Consider the following 14,531-nt stretch of genomic DNA (forward strand, 5'->3'; position numbering starts at 1 on the left):
ACGTTATAATAACGTTATACTATTTTTATAGTAACGATGTTGGTTACCCGTGTCAACCCTCTGCCACCCCATTTTTCATCGCCAAAAAAAGACGCCGTTTGACAGGCGTCTTTCGTACATCAGCGAAACAGTTCGGATAATGATTGCCACTGCGTTTTCGCTTCCGTCATCATTTGTTCAAACAGCTCGGCCACCGTTGGCACGTCATCGATGAGGCCAGCGATTTGCCCCGCGTTGATAAATCCTTCATGGAAATCGCCGAGGAGGGCGCCGCGGCGATGACGATCCTCCGATGTATATTCTTGAAACTGCTCGAGCGGCATGCCTTGCTGTTCATACTCCAGCAGCTTCTCGACATACGGCGTGCGCATGATGCGGCGGATGCGCCCGACCGAGCGGCCGACGATGACCGTTTCATTTTCTTTCGCCTCGACAAGCCGCCGTTTATACGCGTCATGAAACGGCGCTTCCTTCGTGGCCACCAGCCTTGTGCCAAGCTGCACCCCTTGGGCGCCGAGCGCGAAGGCGGCGAGCAGCCCGCGCCCATCGCCGATGCCGCCCGCGGCGACGACGGGGATGCGGACGGCGCTGGCGACTTGCGGAATGAGCGTCATCGTCGTCAACTCAAGCGGCGAGTTGATGCCTGCCGCCTCATACCCCTCGGCGACGACGACATCCGCCCCGGCCGCCTCCGCTTTTTGCGCTTGGTTGACCGAGGCGACGACGACAAGCACCTTGATGCCATGTTCCGCAAAACGCGGAATCCACGGCGCCGGATTGCCGGCGGAAAGGGAAACGACCGGCACTTGATGTTGGATGGCAAGCTCGGCTACTTCCGCGGCGTGCGGCGTCACCTGCAGCGGAATGTTCACCGCAAACGGGCGATTCGTGCGCCGCTTCGTTTCAACGATCAGCGCCTCCACCTCATCAGGCGGCATCGTCCCGGCGCCGATCGTTCCGAGCCCCCCTGCTTCCGATACGGCGCTCGCCAGCTCGGCGTTGCTGATGTTGCCCATCCCCCCTTGAATGATCGGATAGCGAAGATTGAGCAAACGGCAAACATCATTCATTATGATCACACCTTTTAGAAATATTAAGTCCATGTTTCTAATCCTATGGTTAATTTTGCATTGCTGCTCGAATAAAATCATATACCGGTTTAATCATTTTCGGTCCCCCATTGTAAGTAGTACCATTGATACGAAAGCTCCCTCTATGAACAGCAATGATTTCGTTTGATGAGTTTAGTAAAGAGGAACCGGATTGTCCATTATAAGTATCAATCTGATAAAATGCAAGCTCACCGGTTTCTTTGGAAACGGAGCCAGCCATTCCCCATTGAGATATTTCCTTATACTGTTCGATTTTATCCCCTGGATATCCATAAATTTTTACTGACGTACCTTGAATGTTAGATACTTGTCTTAATGGAAGATATCCGACTACATCACCAATATTTTTTCCTAAATATGTGCTAAGCTTAAGAACTGCAAAGTCTTGAGTTGGGTCTCCTGTTTGAATATAGTTGCTCGTAATATAATAATCTACTATTTGATACACACCGTATGAATATATATTATTATTCATGGCGGGATATACATAACCATTTATCGCGCCGGACTGATTCACAACGTCCATAACACAATGTGCATTTGTAAGAACTTTATCTTTTCCGATAACAGTTCCTGTGCAAGCATACCAACCGTCTCTAAATTCCAATTCAATGTACGCAATTTGTCTGTAAGGGGCGACTGAAGTATTGGAGACTTTTGCACGGCCATCAGCACCAATCACAACCTGAGGAAAATATTGATTTGGAGATTTATCACCGATATATGTTGTTTCAGGGTTTAAATTATATTTGTAAGGCTTACTTTTTTTGAAATCTGTATTTATCTCTGCTTTTGGAAGAACTTCACCGGTTCCTTCTGATCCTTCGGTGACCAAAACTCTTGAATTCTTTAACTTTTTCATGTAATCTTCATACTTAATGATTTCACCTTTTGAATTAATCATGTCATAAGCATTATTACTGTTTTTTTGAGCAAGAACGGTTGCCGGGATATTCATTATAGACGACATAATAAACCCAATCATTACAAAAATGATAAATACAATTTTTTTCATTAAAGTAAGCCCCCTTATAAAATTCCAAAACTATAGCACCGAGATAATTTATATGTTTCAATTATATTGAACAGGCTCAATTTTCGTAACTTTGATTTTACTAGGATACGACTCTAAAACCTCTGAGTACCACACTCTGACCTTTTGCCCGTTTTTTATTCCTCCCAAAGCACCAGCTCCCGTAATCCATAACTTACTCATATGGTATTTTCTTCTTAATTCCTGTATTGATAATTTATTGGCGTCGTCCTGAATAAAATCTTGATCTTCAACTAAATAGACCTCCCCTTCTTTCATAATAATAAAACCTTCTGAAACAGTTGCTTGATTAGGAGATCGATTCGCGCTATATTCACTAAAGAAGAATAATAATGCTATGGAACACAAAATAATACTCACCAAGATATATCTCCTCATACCATCCCCCCAGCAATTTCGTTTCCCGGTCCATCGTTATGAACAAATTTCCCTTTCAGGACAGAATAACACACTAATGAACATTGATGATCCCAAGTGCATTCACGTCTTTGATACCGAACTAGCCAGCTCGGCGTTGCTGATGTTGTCCATCACCCCCTTGTGATTGGATAACGAAGATCAGAAAACGACAAACATCATTCATTATATTCAACAAACGTGAAAAAAACGTTATACATTAACAATACCATATTTTTATGAAAATGAGAATAATTTGAGTGTAACTTGAACGTTCTCCCACCTACACTAATGTTTCGAAGTGGGGGATTCTTGGTAACATCCGCTCTTCGGTAGGTTGTTCACCAAGCCATCCCCGTGCATCCCACAGTTCGACTTCCCTACAACGACAACAAACGAAGCCCTTCATTCAGGATATTTCGGGCGGCGTTATGGTTCCGGTCATGTTCGGCTCCGCCGTTCGGGCACACCCACTTGCAGATGCCAAGCCACTTCATCTCAACCTGCCGATGCCGGTAGCGCGAGCACAATTAGCTGGACGGGAAGATGCTCGCGACACGAGCCACCACCCGCCCGTACCATGTCGTTTTATACTCAAGCATATTGAGAAAACGCCCCCACGCGGAATCGGAAATGGATTTGGCAAACTTGCCGTTTTTTTGCATGCTCCGCACACGCAAATCCTCCACGTACACCACTTGGTTTTCACGGATCGAGCGGGTGGACAACTGATGCAGGAAATCGTTCCGGCAATTGGTGATTTTTTCATGAAGACAGCACATTCGGAGGCAACTTTCCTCTTTCACACTCCTCTATACCAAACGTTCCATAAACGGCAACCGGGATGCCCAGCTGCCGTTGCGCCGTGCATCCCGGTTCATTCCACCGATATCTCTTTCTCTTCCTTTTTGTCAACCTCCGCCCCTTCTTGAAACACCGCTTCAAAGAAACGGCTGGCCGGCGCGGCGAGTTGTTGGTAGTAGTCGTTAAACAAGGCGGCGGCATGGCTTCCCATCCACTCATTCGGCAGCAGCTCTTCCGGCAGGCCGGGGTCGATGAACAAAAACTTCCGGTACTCATGAACGAGCTTCGTTCGCTCGACAAAACAGTCTGCATCCGACATTTCGCCGCGCTCGATTTTATGTTTGTCAATGACATATTTTTGGCTGTAGACGGCAATAAACTGCTCGTATTTTTGGTTGATCTCGTCCAAGTTCCAGCACGTTTCCACAAGCCGTTTGTTCGTATGCGGACCGTCGTATTCGGCGAGGAAAAAATCGACGTACGGGCGGATGTCATACTTGTCGATCAAGTCGTACACTTGCTGCTTCAAATCATTCGGTGAAATCCAGCAGCTGTTGGAAATCGTGCCGAATCCGCTCCATACAAGCTCCTTCCTCAGCTCGTCGCGCAAGTGCCGCTTGTTCTCGGGGATGGTGTAAACAAGAATGCGCCATTTCCCGTCCCAATGCTCGGGACGCGTTTTGTAAATGCGCCGCGCCGCCTCTTCCATCCGCTTGACGCCGCGCGCCGTAAGGGAATAGTAGCTTTTATTGCCGCGTTTTTCTGCCTGAATCCATCCTTGCTTGCTCATGCGCGACACCGCCGCCCGCACCGCTTGGTCGTTATGGCCGAATTCGCGAAGGAGGCGGATGAGGCTCCCGATCCAAATTTCACCGCCGTAGCGGCGGATGTAGTCGCCGTAAATGGTAAAAATGAGTGAGCGCGTATTCATCCAATGAAACTCCCTTTATCTTGTTTTCGAACTATAATCGTAACAAACTTTTCTCACGCTGGCAAGACGGACGAAAAACAAACGGAATAAAAAAGAGCCGCACCGCTAAAAAGCAGGCGGCTCTCGGCGGCGCGCCAACGGGCGGCCGCAGCCCGATCCGGCGTCATTTCGCCAAACCGCCGCGACAAGGCCGGCCTAGCGAAATACCCTCACCGTTCGTCTGCGTTTTTCACAATGGTGGCGATTCCTTGGCCGACGCCAATGCACATCGTCGCCAAGCCATAGGCGACGCCGCGTTTTCGCATTTCGTAAATCAATGTCGTCAAAATGCGGGCGCCGCTCGCGCCAAGCGGATGGCCGAGGGCGATCGCTCCCCCGTTGACGTTCACTTTCGCCCGATCGAGCTCAAGCTGCCGGATGCATTCAAGCGCTTGCGAGGCAAACGCCTCGTTCAGCTCGACAAGCCCGATGTCGTCAAGCGACAACCCGGCGCGGCGCAACGCTTTGCGCGTCGCAAAAACCGGACCGATTCCCATCACGGCCGGTTCAACGCCGGCGACCGCCGAGGTGACATAAACCGCCAGCGGCTTGAGGCCGAGTTCCTTCGCCTTCTCTGCGCTCATGACTAGCAGCGCCGCCGCCCCGTCGTTGACGCCGGAAGAGTTGCCGGCCGTCACCGTGCCGTTTTCAAACAATGGGGGCAGCTTCGCCAGCTTCTCCAACGTCGTATCCGGACGCGGATGCTCATCTTTGTCGACGACGACGCGGTTGCCTTTCCGGTCGTGATAAACGACCGGCACGAGTTCATCCGCAAACCGATTCGTTTCGATCGCTTGTTTCGCTTTCATTTGACTTTCGTAAGCAAACTCATCTTGCGCCTCGCGCGTAATGCCGAATCGCTTCGCCACATTTTCCGCCGTTTGCGGCATGCTGTCGGTGCCATACATTTCGTGCATTTTCGGGTTGATAAAGCGCCAGCCGATCGTCGTGTCGTACATCTCGATGTTGCCGCGCGGAAAATCGCTTGACGGTTTCGGCATGACAAACGGAGCGCGCGTCATGCTTTCCACGCCGCCCGCGATCATGATATCCGCCTCTCCAGCCAAAATCGCCCGCGCCGCATAATTGACCGCATCAAGCCCTGAACCGCACAGCCGGTTGACCGTCACCCCTGCGACTTCAATGGGCAGCCCGGCCAACAGCGCCGCCATGCGGGCGACGTTGCGGTTGTCCTCGCCGGCTTGGTTGGCGTTGCCAAAAACGACATCATCAATTTGTTCGACCGGCAAACCCGGATTTCGCTCGATAAGCGCCCGGATGACAACAGCCGCCAAATCATCCGGCCTGACGTCTTTCAACGCGCCCTTGTAGCGGCCAATCGGTGTGCGCACCGCATCGACAATCACAACTTCTCTGTTCATATTCTCCCCCATCCTTTTTCGACAGATCAGCCGTTTTCCCGATTCGTATAGTCATAGACGCCGCGGCCGGTTTTGCGGCCGAGACGCCCTGCTTTGACGTATTGCTCCAAAAGCGGCGCTGGGCGGTATTTTTCTCCGAGTTTTTCGTGCAAATATTTTAAGTTGTTCAATCTCGTATCAAGCCCAACTAAATCAGCGAGCTCAAACGGCCCCATCGGGAAATTGAGGCCGAGCTTGATCGCCTTGTCGATCTCTTCGGGCGTCCCGACCCCTTCTTGCAGCATGTAAAACGCTTCATTGCCGACAAGGGCGCTGATCCGGCTCGTGACAAATCCCGGAAATTCATTGACAACCACTGTCTCTTTTCCCATTCGCTCGGCCGCTTCTTTCGCCACTTGCGCCGTTTCGTCGCTCGTCTCAAGGCCACGGATGATTTCCACAAGCTTCATTTTATGAACCGGATTGAAAAAGTGCATGGCGATCACCCGCTCCGGCCGCTTCGTGAACGAACCGATTTCGGTCGGGCTCATGGTGGACGTATTCGTCGCAAAATAGCACGACGCCGGCGCATGGGCGTCAATCGTCTCGAACACTTGCTTTTTCAATTCAAGCTTTTCCGGCACCGCCTCGATCACCAAATCGGCATGGCGCACAGCGCCGGCTAAATCAAGCGAATACGACAGGCGCGCCTCGGCTTCTTGCCGCTCGCCCGTTGTCAATTTCCCCCGAGCGACCGCTTGTTCAAAAATTGAAGCAATCTCCTTCTGGGCGCTCTCCAATTGTTCTTGCTTAATGTCCACTAAGGTCGTCTGAAACCCGCCGACAGCGCCGACATAAGCAATGCCTCTCCCCATCACGCCGCTGCCGACGACAACAAGGCGTTCGATCATCGTCTTCCCCCTCTCCTGCTTTCGCATATGACGGCTGATGCATCAAGCCGGCGGTGCCTTTCGCCAAGCGGCGGACGCCGTCAAATGAATGGGCACCCCATCACGCGCGACGGGGTGCTCGGCAAACGAGCGGGCGTGTCTCTCCACGCTTGCCCGAATTCGCTCTTGCCTTCAAGGGCGGCAACTTGAACGTTGCGTCCAAGGACGCGACACGCTCTCGTATATTGGCAAACGCAAAACGGTGAAAGCCTTAGACGCCAAACGGATTAAGCGGACGCGGACCGTAATACGACAGCACGCTTTTCGTTTCTGTGTACAAATCAAGCGCCTCGACAGACAGCTCGCGCCCAAATCCGGACTGTTTGTAGCCGCCAAACGGCGTGCCTGGGAAAGCGGAGAATGGGCTGTTGACCATGACAATGCCGGAACGCAGCTGTTTCGCTACGCGAACGGCACGGCCATGATCTTTCGTCCAAATCGCGGCGGCCAGTCCATAGTCGCTGTCGTTCGCCAATTCAATGGCTTCGGCTTCATCGCGGAATTTCATCACGACGACAACCGGTCCAAAAATTTCTTCACGAACCGCTTTCATTTGATGGTTCACGTTCGTCAAAATCGTCGGCTCATACCAGTAACCGTTTTCAAACCCAGCGACAACCGCCTCTTTTCCCCCGGCGGCGACCGTCGCTCCGTCGGCGACAGCCGATTGCACGTATTCGTCAATCACTTCCAGCTGCCCGCGGCTGATGATCGCCCCGACATGCGTGCCGGCATCAAACGGGTTGCCGAGTTTCAGCTGCTTCGTTTTGGCCACGAACGATTCCATAAAGGCGTCATAAATGCTTTCATGCACATACAAGCGAGAGCGCGCCTCGCACGATTGTCCGCTGTTGTAGAAAATGCCGAACAATGAGCCGGCGACAGCCGCTTCCAAATCGGCGTCCGCAAATACAAGGCTCGGCGATTTGCCGCCCAGCTCGAGCGTCACCCGTTTTAATGTTTTCGACGCCTTCTCCATAATTTCCTTCCCCACCGGCGTCGATCCGGTAAACGCCACTTTGTCGACGAGCGGATGTTCGACCAAATAGTCCCCAACTTCCGCTCCGGCGCCCGTCACCACATTGACGACCCCTTCCGGCACGCCGGCCTCATGGCAAATTTCCGCCAGCACCAGGCAGGTGAGCGGCGTCAGCGACGCCGGTTTAACGACGACCGAGCATCCAGCGGCAATGGCAGGCGCGATTTTCCAAGCCGCCATCATGAGCGGATAGTTCCACGGAATGATTTGGGCGCACACACCGACAGGCTCTTTTTCCGTATAGTTGTGAAACGCCCCTGGCATCGGGTTGACCGCCCCGCGGTGGCCAATGATCGCTCCGGCAAAAAACTCAAAGTCTTCAATGGCTTGCATTACTTGTCCTTGAGCTGCTGACAGTGCTTTTCCGGTATTCAAAATTTCCAATTCCACCAATTCATTGAAACGTTCGCGCATGATGGCCGCAATTTGGTACAAGATGCGCGCCCGTTTTTGCACCGGAAAATGACGCCATTTCCCACGGTCAAACGCTTGCCTTGCCGCCTGCACCGCCCGTTCGGCATCCTCGCGCGTCCCTTTGGCGACGCGGGCGACCGGTTCGCCAGTGGCCGGATTGGTCACTTCAAACGTCTCTCCCGAAGCGCTTTCGACCCGCTCCCCGTTCACAATCAAATGATAGAAATCACGTTTGGTCGGCATCGGTTCCATTTTCTTTTGTTTGACAGTCGCCATCGTTTTTTCCCCCTTGCTTAGTTTCCTTGGAATAGTGGTTTTCGTTTTTCAAAGAACGCCTTGACGCCTTCGCGGTGGTCGGATGTCAATCCCGCAATGCGCTGGCATTCCGCTTCCCGTTCGAGGTAGCGGTCAAACGTCGTTTCCTCGCTTTCGCGAAGCAGCCGTTTGATGAGTCCAATCGCCTTCGTTGGCATGGCAGAGAGCCGCTCGGCAAACTGCTTTACTTCCTCCTCCCAATCAGAGAGAGGAATCACCTTTGTCGCCAGTCCGAGCGCAGCTGCTTCCTCGGCGGTCACTTTTTCCCCGAGCACCGCAAGCTCAAGCGCCTTCGCCCTCCCGACAAGACGCGGCAAATAGTACAGATGGCCCGCGTCCGGCACAAGACCGACGTGAATAAACGCGGGAGCGAAACTCGCTTTTTCCGAAAGGAGCCGGAAATCACAAGCCAATGCCAAGCTCATGCCCGCGCCGGCCGCCGCCCCGTTCACCGCCGCGACAACCGGTTTTTCAAGATGATGAAGCGTTTTCATCATCGGCGCGTATCGGGAGCGCAGCACGTCGCCATGGTCCATTTCTTCCGTCACGCCGCTCAAATCTTCCCCCGCACAAAACGCCCGACCGGCGCCTGTGATCACCACGCAGCGGACGTTTGGATCCGCCCCTGCTTGTTTTAGCGCCTTTGTCACTTCCGCATTCATCTGCTCCGTAAACGCATTGAGCTGATCAGGGCGGTTGAGCGTCAGCCAGGCGACTTGTCCCTTCACTTCATAACGGATCGTTTCGTACATCGAACGCCCCCCTTATTTTCCTTGGAAGCGCGGCTTTCGTTTTTCGAGGAATGCCGCCATTCCTTCTTTTTGGTCTTCCGAGGCGAACAATAGGTAAAAGTTTTTCCGCTCAAATTGCATGCCTTCATACAGCGGATAGTCGACCGCTTTCTGCACCGCCTCTTTGATCAGCCGGAGAGCCAAAGGCGGCTGTTCAACGAGACGCCCGGCCAGCCGCATCGTTTCTTCCATTAAAAGCTCCGGGCTGACGACGCGGTTGACAATCCCCAGCTGCTCGGCTTCTTTCGCCGACATACGCGCCCCAGTCCAAAGCCACTCGAGCGCCCGCTTCGGACCGATGAGCTTTGTCAGCCGCTGCGTGCCTCCCGCACCTGGCATGACGCCAAGGTTCACTTCTGGAAAGCCAAATTCGGCCGCCGACGACGCGACAATCAAGTCGCACGAAAGCGCCAGCTCAAAACCTCCCCCTAGCGCCAACCCGTTCACAGCGGCGATCATCGGCGTTTTCACGATGGACAGGCGATCCCAATCGGCAAACTGGTTCAGCCACTCAAGACGAATGGGGTCATCTTTTGCCATCTCTTGAATATCCGCCCCAGCCGCAAACGCCCGTCCACGCCCGGTCAACACAATGACACGCACCTTCTCATTCCGATCAAACGCTTCCACTGCCGCAACGATTTCCGCCACCATTTGACGGCTCAGCGCATTCAATACATCAGGACGGGCGAGCTCGATGATGCCGACCGCTCCCTCTTGACGCGCCGCAATGGAAACAAACTCACTCATGTTCCACTTCCTCACCGACCATAAAGGTGACGAGGTCGCCGGCAAATGACATGACATCTTTTGCCGATGCCTTCGCTTCTTTCGTTTTCATCGCCTCTTGAAACGCCTCTTGACTATCGTAATACATTTCACACAACAAATAATACTCGCTCTCCGTCCCCATCGGCGTCCCCGTAATTTTCGTCACCTTGATTTTTCGGAGGCCAGGAATTTTTTCCGTCAACGGCACATGCGTCCCATAATAATGGGCGTCAAACTGCTCCTTATCTTTCGGCTGTTTGTACAAGGCGATCATTTTAAACATCACGAACGTCCCCTTTCCCTTTTCTTATCCTGAAATTAATACGGGCTTCATCGCCTCAAACGGATTTTTGCATTGTTTGCAGTAGAAAATGCTGCGGCAGGCGGTCGGGCCAAACAAATTTTCCATGACGGTCCGCTCCGCCCCGCAATATGGACACGCCACTTGCCATGCCCCTGACGGCATTTGCCGCGGCGGCGGAGCGATGCCAAACTGCTTCAGCCGCTCCCGTCCGGCTTCGCTGATCCGGTCGGACGTCCATGGCGGATGGCGGAGAAACTCAACCGTCACCGCCGAGGCTCCTGCTTGCTTCACCGCTTCCTCAACCCGGGTGCGGATGATATCAAGCGCCGGACACCCGAGAAACGTCGGCAACAGACAGACCGAGACCGCTTCATCCCGAACGTCAACCTGTTCCACCATCCCAAGATCGACAATGCTAATCGAATGAATTTCTGGGTCTTTCACCGTTTCTAACGCTTTCCAAACCTCTTCATTTGTCATGGTTCTCCCTCACATTTTCCAACCCGCTGCCGTTTTCCCGCTTTGGCTGCGTAGTGCCGCCAATGCTGCGCCGTTTTGCTCCTTCAACAAACACTTCGCCGTCACAAAGAGGCGTCATGCCCAACGCCGCACTTTGGCCAACAGCGGCGCGGACATTACCATATCGCATGCGGGACGGCGCGGTATACTTCTGACAACGTCGCCAGCGCTTCGTCCAAATCCGGCGTATGTTCGCCGTTGCGGCCGTTGCCATGTTTCATGCCAAACGGCATCGGCCAATCAAGCCCCACTTCGGCAAACGCCGGCGCCAGCGCGGCAATCGTGTTTTCCGTCAGCACCTTTTCCTCATCAATCAGCCCCCACCGCACCATTTCCGTTCCTTTCGCCCCGAGCGTCAATACGCCGGCAAAATCAGCGGCCACATCCTGAATGGCTTTGGTCATTCGCGTCCGCGCTTCCAAAGGGGCATTCGTCAGCTGGACAAACCACGTATGCCAATGAAGCAAATGGTAGTGCAGCTCCACTTGAATTTTCGCTGCCACTTCCGCGAGCGGGGCATAGCTGCTTTTGGTCAGCGACTCGAGACGGACGCGCTTCGCCTGCGTATAAAAATATTGGCGAACAACGGTAAACGCCCAATCATAGCGAGGCTCACGCAAATAATGCCCCGGGCCGTTCGCCCGTTCGAGCAAAACCGCATTGCGCCGGGCCGAAGCCGGACGTGCGTGCGCCAGTTCGTCGGCTGATCCACAGCCAAGATCTTCAAGCAGCTGATAATACATGGCCGCATGCCCCATCGTATCTTGGCTGATGGAAGAAAACGCAATATCCTCCTCGATATGCGGCGCCAACCCAAGCCATTCCGAGCCGCGGTAGGCAAGCAAAAAATCATCATCCGCGAGCTGAAACAATAGCTCGACAAGCGCCTCTTGACCGTCTGGATGGAAGTGAATCGGTTTTTCGCTCATCGCCGAATCTCGCCTTTCCATGACAAAATTTCCTTCTCATCAAGCACGTTTTGCTCATATTTGCGCCATCGTTTCTTTAAATCCCCATATCCTCGCGTCAACCGGTAATCTTTGTTGTCAAGCCGCTTGAGCGCTGCTTTTTCCTCCTCACTCATTCGCCGGATATAGTCCCGCTTCACGACCCAAAGGTCCGCGACCGGCTCGCGGCGCATAAAGTTTTCCTGCGCCATCACGAGCGCGATCTCCTCATTGGGGGCAAGCAGACTGAATTGATGCTGCATCGGCGCATCCGGCGCTTTGCGGCTGAACACTTCAAACACTTGATAAAATCCTTGTTCTTTCCCCGCCATGGCCATCCCTCCTCATCCGGCCGTCCGTACGGCGCTGAGCGCCTCGCGCACCCACGCGTTCTGCTTATACGCCGTCCGCCGAAGCTCAAGCCGCTCCTGCGACTTCGGCCCGTTGTTGCGGATGATTTCTTTAAACCGCTCCCAATCCGGCTGCCGGTAAATCCATTGACCCTTCTCTTTGTCAAAATGCATGGTCTCATCAGGAATCTTCAGTCCGAGCGCCCAAATGCGCGGCACATATTTCGTAAAGAAGTCTTGACGCAGTTGTTCATTCGTTTTCGTGCGGATGCGGTATTTGATCGTGATGTCTTGCTTCGAAGTTCCCGTCGTATCGGCCGTCGGCGGGCCAAAAAACATGAGCAACGCCTCCCACCAACGGTTGAGCGCCTCTTGCAGCATCTCTTTCTGCTCCTTCGTCCCTTCGGCGAGCGACAAAATGATCGACTCGCCGTGCTGGGCGTGAAACACTTCCTCGGCGCAAATGCGCTTCAGCGCCCGCGCGTACGGTCCGTATGAGGCATCCAGCATGTTCGTCTGCGTCATAATCGCCGCTCCGTCGACGAGCCAGCCGATCAACCCGGCGTCCGCCCATGTCGGCGCTGGCATATGAAACACGTTATGAAACTTCAACCGTTCGTTCAATAAATCTTCGATAATATCTTCCCGCGTTTTGCCGAGCGGGGCCATCAAATCTTCCGCCACCCGAAGCAGCAGCTGGCCGTGCCCCATCTCATCCTGCACTTTCGCCATGATGCCAAGCTTGCGGCGCAGCGACGGCGCTTTCGGCACCCATTCTTTTTCCGGAAGCGCTCCCATAATTTCACTCACCGCATGCATCGCAATGAGCTTGATCAGCGTCACCCGATACTCATCCGGCATCCAGTCATCGGCTTCGATTTTTTCCCCCGCCTCGATGCGCTGCATAAACCGTTCGTATTTCTCCTCATCTGACAGGCGGGTGAACGTCATCATAGCCGCCATCCCCCATCCACCTCTCGTTTAAAATATATAACGTTTGTTTAACGTTATTATATTTTAATGTTATATATTTTGCAATCGTTTTTTTCTTTCTCTATCAGATGGATTGCGGCGCTTCAAGATGGCGGCGGTCAACGATGCGAACCGCTTTCCCTTCCGAGCGCGGGAGCGTTTTCGGCGAATGGAGACGGACGTCAATCGAAATGAGACAGTGCGTTTTCAACAATGACTGAATGCGCCGGACAAGGGCAGCGGCCTGCTCGCTTTGCAAATCTCCGCCGACCTCGCTGTAAAAACGATCGGTCACTTCCGCATGCAGCTCGAGCGCTTCCAAATGTCCGTGGCGGAGACGATGCAGCTGATAGTGCGGAGCCAGTTCCGAGACGCGAAGCAGATGGTGTTCAATTTCCGACGGGAACACATTGACGCCGCGGATGATGATCATATCATCAACCCGCCCCTTGACCCGCGACATACGCGCCGTCGTCCGCCCGCAAGCACACCGCTCTCTCGTCACGGAAGCGATATCGCCTGTCCGGTAGCGGATGACCGGGAACGCCTCTTTCGTCAAACTCGTAAAAACAAGCTCTCCTTCTTCCCCTTCCGCCACCGGCTCGAGCGTTTTCGGGTCGATCACTTCAACAAGGAAATGGTCCTCGGCGATATGGAGGCCGTTTTGCGCTTCATGGCACTCCATCGCCACCCCTGGGCCGATCACTTCACTCAGTCCGTAAATGTCACATGCCTTCATATCAAACGTCTCTTCAAGCGTGCGCCGCATTTCCTCGGACCACGGTTCCGCACCGAAGATGCCGTATTTCAGCGATGTTTGCCGCGGATCTTTGCCCAGCTCTTTCATCCGCTCAGCAATGTTCAATACATAGGACGGCGTGGCGCAAATGACGGTCGGCTGAAAATCTTCAATGATCATCACTTGCCGGTCGGTGTTGCCCCCAGATACCGGCACCGTCACCGCCCCAAGCCGCTCGCTGCCATAATGCAGCCCAAGGCCGCCGGTAAACAGCCCGTATCCATAGGCATTGTGAATCACATCCCCCGGTTTCCCACCAGCGATGACAATCGCTCGCGCCACAATATCGGCCCAATGGTCAATGTCCTGCTTTGTATAAGCGACCACCGTCGGTTTGCCGCTTGTGCCGCTTGATGCGTGCACACGGACGCATTGGGAAAGATCGACCGCGAGCAAACCAAACGGATAATGGTCCCGCAAATCCCGCTTTGTCGTAAACGGGAGTTTGCGCACATCCTCAAGCGTGCGAATATCCTCCGGCTTCACTCCCTTTTCATCAAACCGTTGCCGGTAAAACGGCACCCGCTCATACACACGCTCCGCCGTCGCCCGCAGCCGCTTGAGCTGGAGCGCCTCCAGTTCGCTGCGTGCGGCCGTCTCGATGTCATGCAAAATCATCGTTTCCGCCCCCTCTTTTAAAGCGCTTTCACATTAATTAAAATA

At 53.5% G+C, this 14,531-nt stretch carries 17 protein-coding genes; all 17 read right to left on the reverse strand.

The genetic code is table 11. From position 1 onward, the window contains the following. Positions 1 to 119 precede the first annotated feature (119 nt). Positions 120 to 1,070: an NAD(P)H-dependent flavin oxidoreductase gene (locus QWV57_RS10310; protein ID WP_301099798.1), complete on the reverse strand. Its 951-nt coding sequence runs from the start codon at positions 1,068 to 1,070 to the stop codon at positions 120 to 122. A gap of 49 nt (positions 1,071 to 1,119) precedes the next feature. Continuing rightward, positions 1,120 to 2,127 carry a trypsin-like serine peptidase gene (locus tag QWV57_RS10315; protein WP_100664314.1) on the reverse strand — a complete coding sequence of 336 codons (1,008 nt, stop codon included), beginning with the start codon at positions 2,125 to 2,127 and terminating at the stop codon, positions 1,120 to 1,122. A gap of 57 nt (positions 2,128 to 2,184) precedes the next feature. Next, on the reverse strand, positions 2,185 to 2,544 hold the full coding sequence (locus QWV57_RS10320; protein ID WP_033008036.1) for a DUF3221 domain-containing protein: 360 nt from the start codon (positions 2,542 to 2,544) through the stop codon (positions 2,185 to 2,187). A gap of 398 nt (positions 2,545 to 2,942) precedes the next feature. Continuing rightward, complete coding sequence (locus tag QWV57_RS10325) at positions 2,943 to 3,059, reverse strand: transposase (protein WP_232722165.1); 117 nt, start codon at positions 3,057 to 3,059, stop codon at positions 2,943 to 2,945. 33 nt (positions 3,060 to 3,092) lie between these two features. After that, positions 3,093 to 3,344: an IS200/IS605 family accessory protein TnpB-related protein gene (locus QWV57_RS10330; protein WP_080729534.1), complete on the reverse strand. Its 252-nt coding sequence runs from the start codon at positions 3,342 to 3,344 to the stop codon at positions 3,093 to 3,095. A gap of 95 nt (positions 3,345 to 3,439) precedes the next feature. Beyond that, on the reverse strand, positions 3,440 to 4,297 hold the full coding sequence (gene paaX / locus QWV57_RS10335) for a phenylacetic acid degradation operon negative regulatory protein PaaX (protein WP_301099810.1): 858 nt from the start codon (positions 4,295 to 4,297) through the stop codon (positions 3,440 to 3,442). Positions 4,298 to 4,506: 209 nt separating this feature from the next. Beyond that, the gene (locus tag QWV57_RS10340) at positions 4,507 to 5,718 is read right to left on the reverse strand and encodes a thiolase family protein (RefSeq protein WP_301099812.1); all 1,212 of its coding nucleotides are present in this window, start codon (positions 5,716 to 5,718) and stop codon (positions 4,507 to 4,509) included. 26 nt (positions 5,719 to 5,744) lie between these two features. Continuing rightward, positions 5,745 to 6,608: a 3-hydroxyacyl-CoA dehydrogenase gene (locus QWV57_RS10345; protein ID WP_301099813.1), complete on the reverse strand. Its 864-nt coding sequence runs from the start codon at positions 6,606 to 6,608 to the stop codon at positions 5,745 to 5,747. Between the two features lie 250 nt (positions 6,609 to 6,858). After that, on the reverse strand, positions 6,859 to 8,376 hold the full coding sequence (locus tag QWV57_RS10350) for an aldehyde dehydrogenase family protein (protein ID WP_301099815.1): 1,518 nt from the start codon (positions 8,374 to 8,376) through the stop codon (positions 6,859 to 6,861). Positions 8,377 to 8,393: 17 nt separating this feature from the next. Continuing rightward, positions 8,394 to 9,167 (reverse strand): enoyl-CoA hydratase-related protein, encoded by a 774-nt coding sequence (locus tag QWV57_RS10355; protein WP_074043191.1) that lies wholly within the window; start codon positions 9,165 to 9,167, stop codon positions 8,394 to 8,396. Positions 9,168 to 9,179: 12 nt separating this feature from the next. After that, complete coding sequence (locus QWV57_RS10360; protein WP_074043192.1) at positions 9,180 to 9,956, reverse strand: enoyl-CoA hydratase/isomerase family protein; 777 nt, start codon at positions 9,954 to 9,956, stop codon at positions 9,180 to 9,182. Then, a complete protein-coding gene (locus QWV57_RS10365; protein ID WP_011231526.1) occupies positions 9,949 to 10,260 on the reverse strand; it encodes an EthD family reductase in 312 nt (103 codons plus the stop codon). Before QWV57_RS10365 ends, QWV57_RS10360 begins: the two co-directional genes overlap by 8 nt. Before the next feature lie 24 nt (positions 10,261 to 10,284). Continuing rightward, complete coding sequence (gene paaD, locus QWV57_RS10370) at positions 10,285 to 10,761, reverse strand: 1,2-phenylacetyl-CoA epoxidase subunit PaaD (protein ID WP_074043193.1); 477 nt, start codon at positions 10,759 to 10,761, stop codon at positions 10,285 to 10,287. Positions 10,762 to 10,916: 155 nt separating this feature from the next. Further along, the gene (paaC, locus tag QWV57_RS10375; protein ID WP_011231528.1) at positions 10,917 to 11,750 is read right to left on the reverse strand and encodes a 1,2-phenylacetyl-CoA epoxidase subunit PaaC; all 834 of its coding nucleotides are present in this window, start codon (positions 11,748 to 11,750) and stop codon (positions 10,917 to 10,919) included. Next, entirely contained in the window at positions 11,726 to 12,079 is a 354-nt protein-coding gene (gene paaB / locus QWV57_RS10380) for a 1,2-phenylacetyl-CoA epoxidase subunit PaaB (protein ID WP_011231529.1), read from the reverse strand. Before paaB ends, paaC begins: the two co-directional genes overlap by 25 nt. Before the next feature lie 12 nt (positions 12,080 to 12,091). Then, positions 12,092 to 13,060 (reverse strand): 1,2-phenylacetyl-CoA epoxidase subunit PaaA, encoded by a 969-nt coding sequence (gene paaA, locus QWV57_RS10385; protein WP_301099832.1) that lies wholly within the window; start codon positions 13,058 to 13,060, stop codon positions 12,092 to 12,094. Positions 13,061 to 13,154: 94 nt separating this feature from the next. After that, entirely contained in the window at positions 13,155 to 14,486 is a 1,332-nt protein-coding gene (gene paaK, locus QWV57_RS10390) for a phenylacetate--CoA ligase PaaK (protein WP_074043196.1), read from the reverse strand. Positions 14,487 to 14,531 lie beyond the last annotated feature (45 nt).

The organism is Geobacillus zalihae, assembly GCF_030414215.1.
GTDB classification, from domain to species: domain Bacteria; phylum Bacillota; class Bacilli; order Bacillales; family Anoxybacillaceae; genus Geobacillus; species Geobacillus zalihae.

Coding starts and splice junctions, on each gene's coding strand:
- QWV57_RS10310 (WP_301099798.1), bottom strand. CDS start 1,070: ATGAATGATGTTTGCCGTTTGCTCAATCTTCGCTATCCGATCATTCAA.
- QWV57_RS10315 (WP_100664314.1), bottom strand. CDS start 2,127: ATGAAAAAAATTGTATTTATCATTTTTGTAATGATTGGGTTTATTATG.
- QWV57_RS10320 (WP_033008036.1), bottom strand. CDS start 2,544: ATGAGGAGATATATCTTGGTGAGTATTATTTTGTGTTCCATAGCATTA.
- QWV57_RS10325 (WP_232722165.1), bottom strand. CDS start 3,059: ATGAAGTGGCTTGGCATCTGCAAGTGGGTGTGCCCGAACGGCGGAGCC.
- QWV57_RS10330 (WP_080729534.1), bottom strand. CDS start 3,344: ATGTGCTGTCTTCATGAAAAAATCACCAATTGCCGGAACGATTTCCTG.
- paaX (WP_301099810.1), bottom strand. CDS start 4,297: ATGAATACGCGCTCACTCATTTTTACCATTTACGGCGACTACATCCGC.
- QWV57_RS10340 (WP_301099812.1), bottom strand. CDS start 5,718: ATGAACAGAGAAGTTGTGATTGTCGATGCGGTGCGCACACCGATTGGC.
- QWV57_RS10345 (WP_301099813.1), bottom strand. CDS start 6,608: ATGATCGAACGCCTTGTTGTCGTCGGCAGCGGCGTGATGGGGAGAGGC.
- QWV57_RS10350 (WP_301099815.1), bottom strand. CDS start 8,376: ATGGCGACTGTCAAACAAAAGAAAATGGAACCGATGCCGACCAAACGT.
- QWV57_RS10355 (WP_074043191.1), bottom strand. CDS start 9,167: ATGTACGAAACGATCCGTTATGAAGTGAAGGGACAAGTCGCCTGGCTG.
- QWV57_RS10360 (WP_074043192.1), bottom strand. CDS start 9,956: ATGAGTGAGTTTGTTTCCATTGCGGCGCGTCAAGAGGGAGCGGTCGGC.
- QWV57_RS10365 (WP_011231526.1), bottom strand. CDS start 10,260: ATGTTTAAAATGATCGCCTTGTACAAACAGCCGAAAGATAAGGAGCAG.
- paaD (WP_074043193.1), bottom strand. CDS start 10,761: ATGACAAATGAAGAGGTTTGGAAAGCGTTAGAAACGGTGAAAGACCCA.
- paaC (WP_011231528.1), bottom strand. CDS start 11,750: ATGGAAAGGCGAGATTCGGCGATGAGCGAAAAACCGATTCACTTCCAT.
- paaB (WP_011231529.1), bottom strand. CDS start 12,079: ATGGCGGGGAAAGAACAAGGATTTTATCAAGTGTTTGAAGTGTTCAGC.
- paaA (WP_301099832.1), bottom strand. CDS start 13,060: ATGGCGGCTATGATGACGTTCACCCGCCTGTCAGATGAGGAGAAATAC.
- paaK (WP_074043196.1), bottom strand. CDS start 14,486: ATGATTTTGCATGACATCGAGACGGCCGCACGCAGCGAACTGGAGGCG.